The sequence below is a fragment of the bacterium genome (genome assembly GCA_023230585.1).
Classification (GTDB): domain Bacteria; phylum Ratteibacteria; class UBA8468; order B48-G9; family JAFGKM01; genus JALNXB01.
In genome coordinates this window covers 1-2,645 of sequence record JALNXB010000113.1, presented here as the reverse complement: position 1 = coordinate 2,645, position 2,645 = coordinate 1, and the positions used below count along the sequence as shown (strand labels likewise).

General features: G+C 35.0%; 4 protein-coding genes. All 4 read left to right on the top strand.

What is annotated here, in order from left to right; translation table 11 throughout:
• Positions 1 to 411 precede the first annotated feature (411 nt).
• Positions 412 to 1,668 (top strand): reverse transcriptase domain-containing protein, encoded by a 1,257-nt coding sequence (locus tag M0P98_09510; protein MCK9267082.1) that lies wholly within the window; start codon positions 412 to 414, stop codon positions 1,666 to 1,668.
• On the top strand, positions 1,619 to 1,885 hold the full coding sequence (locus M0P98_09505; GenBank protein ID MCK9267081.1) for a hypothetical protein: 267 nt from the start codon (positions 1,619 to 1,621) through the stop codon (positions 1,883 to 1,885). Before M0P98_09510 ends, M0P98_09505 begins: the two co-directional genes overlap by 50 nt.
• A gap of 90 nt (positions 1,886 to 1,975) precedes the next feature.
• Positions 1,976 to 2,116, top strand: coding sequence for a hypothetical protein (locus M0P98_09500; GenBank protein ID MCK9267080.1), 141 nt, complete (start codon positions 1,976 to 1,978; stop codon positions 2,114 to 2,116).
• A gap of 62 nt (positions 2,117 to 2,178) precedes the next feature.
• Positions 2,179 to 2,645: hypothetical protein (locus M0P98_09495; GenBank protein ID MCK9267079.1), on the top strand; the 467-nt coding region annotated here is incomplete at its 3' end.

The window sequence follows — 2,645 nt, the reverse complement described above, 5'->3', positions numbered from 1 at the left end:
TCGGCGCCTCCCTTTCTTGTGAAGAACCTTTGGTTGCGTAGCAACCACAAAAAGAGGGGGTTTGGGGGAAACTTCCCCCTCTATTAATATTTTTGAGGGGTTTTGATGTGCGCTTTTGGCTCACGTTGGCGGTAACTGCAATAATGGCCTTCACTGCGGGTTGTCGGCCGTGAACTTGAACAACCTTGCGACGAATGCGAACTGGAACAACGGCGCCTCCACTTCTTATTAAATATCATCCCCCTAATGCACATCACTATCCTAAACCGCTGGCAGTTGAAATACTGCGGGGAGACCTGTTGAAATTAAATCGAGAAGGCGGGCTTAGTAAACCTTGAGCAGAAATGCGAGTCTTATGGCGATGTTGAACAGCCTAGAGATAATAAGAAAGGAAGTGGACTTTGACATTATATGAAGACATATAAAGGCTTATTTGAAAAACTTATAGATAAAAAAGGAATCAAACAAGACATATTAAAAGCTTCTTTAGGGAAGCGACAGAAGGAGCATATTATAAGAAGAACCGGCAGCCTATATGCAATAGATATAAAGACAGAAACAACGCCTGAATTAGAAAAGACTATTGAAACTATTTACAATATGTATGTAAATAACTTTGATTTGAAAGTCAAGAAAAACTATGAAATTAATGATGGAGTAAGGCTTAAAAAAAGAAACATTCGGAAACCTACTTTTGTCCCTGAACAAGTCATGACACACGGAATAGTGCGGGTTATGGAAGATATAATGACCCGTGGAATGTATGAATTTGTTTGTGGTAGTGTACCGGGTAGAGGTACTCACTATGGTAAAAGGTTTATTGAAAATTGGATTAACCATGACCCTGAAAATGTAAAATATGTAGCAAAAGCTGATATAAAAAGATTCTTTGAATCGGTATCCCGTAGGCGAACAAAGAAACTTTTAAAAAAATATATAAAAGACAAAAGATTTTTAGAAATTGTTTTTAAATTTTTAAATGTTTTTATTGAAGGGTTAGCGCTTGGATATTATATATCCCAATGGTTTGCAAATTTTATACTGCAAGACATGGATTATTACATTAAGCAAAAGTCATTACTAGATGTTAAAACCAAAAAAGAAATAAACTATAAAAACCGTATGGCACGGAAAGGCATTACGGACTATAAGGTACCTAAGTATCGCTGTGGCGCAACTTATTATATACGGTACATGGACGACATGGTTATGTTTGGGAACAACAAAAAGGAATTGCATTTAATTATAAAAAGGATTGAAGCCTACTTGAAGAATGAGCTAGGCTTGCGAATCAAGGGAGATTGGCAAGTTTTTAGATTTGACTATATTGATAGGGACAGCAAAAGAAAAGGGCGGCCATTAGATTTTATGGGATTTGTGTTTTATAGAGATAAAACAATATTAAGAAAAACAATACTGATACGGGCTACAAGAAAAGCCTCAAGAATGCATAAAAAAGGTAATATAAATTGTCACGATGCGAGTAGCATGCTTAGTTATATGGGATATATTAAGCATACGCATACTTACCATATATATTTAGAGAGGATTAAACCTTGTATTAATATAAAATACTTAAAGAAAGTCGTGAGTAAACATCAAAGGAAGGTGAATAAAAATGTTAGAATGGCAAAAGGAAACCTGTACGCTTCAACCAGCCTTGCTTGACTTTGAATCAAGCCCGGGACATGTAATCCAGAGAAAAGACATAAAGGAAATTGAAACCACAGATGATGAAACCGGAGACGTGAGAGTTGAATACGAATGTATGATGAGATTTTTAACTGTTAAGGAGTTTGCGGTCTTGACCAATGAAGATAGCGAAAGTTTGAGGCAATTATTAGCTGACTTAACCGAAGTTGTATTGCTTGGAGGTGCGGAATAATGTTGGAGGCAAAATTAAGGCTATATAGATTTTTGGTTGAAATGGGGAGATTGACAGAGGCCGAATACAAAGTAGAAACCGGCGAAAATTATGAGGATTGAATTAGAGCTGCTTAAGATTATTGAGCAGCAGAAAGGGTTAATGCAAAAGAAAGATGAGCTGATTAAAAACCTAGTTAATAAGAATGTTGAATTAGAAGAATTAGTAAGAGAATTAATGAAAAAGCATTAAGTAAACACGGGAGTGGATAGCACCACTCCTTTTTAAATCTGAAAGAAAAGGGGTGAATCCCTATGAAATATGGACAAGCAAAATACGGTGAAGGAAAGTATGGCAGGTTTGTAAATGTTGGTGGTGGCACAATAACAGCAACAAAGGTATTGACTTATATTTCAATCTATTTGATGGATGTAGGTGGCCGGTTTGTAACTACGACTAAAAGCATAAAAAAGACTGTGTTTAAAAATATCGGTAACACAGTTAAAGTTATTGGCAACATAAAAAAAGCGATTATTAAAGCAGTATTTTCTTCTAGTGTTTTTGTAAATGGTTCTTTGAAAAAAATCACCAATAAAGCTTTTAGCAAAACTATTTCTGTATTTAAAAATATGTTTAAGAAATTCCCAATAAAAAATGTGGGTGGAGAAAAAATGTTCCTAGTATCTGTTATTAACAGATTTGTAACCAAACACCCAATTACTGCTACGATTAATATTTGTGGAAATGTTAATAAAATAGTAGTAAAAAAGTTTTATGGTAG

Coding starts and splice junctions, on each gene's coding strand:
- M0P98_09505 (MCK9267081.1), top strand. CDS start 1,619: ATGTTAGAATGGCAAAAGGAAACCTGTACGCTTCAACCAGCCTTGCTT.
- M0P98_09510 (MCK9267082.1), top strand. CDS start 412: ATGAAGACATATAAAGGCTTATTTGAAAAACTTATAGATAAAAAAGGA.
- M0P98_09500 (MCK9267080.1), top strand. CDS start 1,976: ATGAGGATTGAATTAGAGCTGCTTAAGATTATTGAGCAGCAGAAAGGG.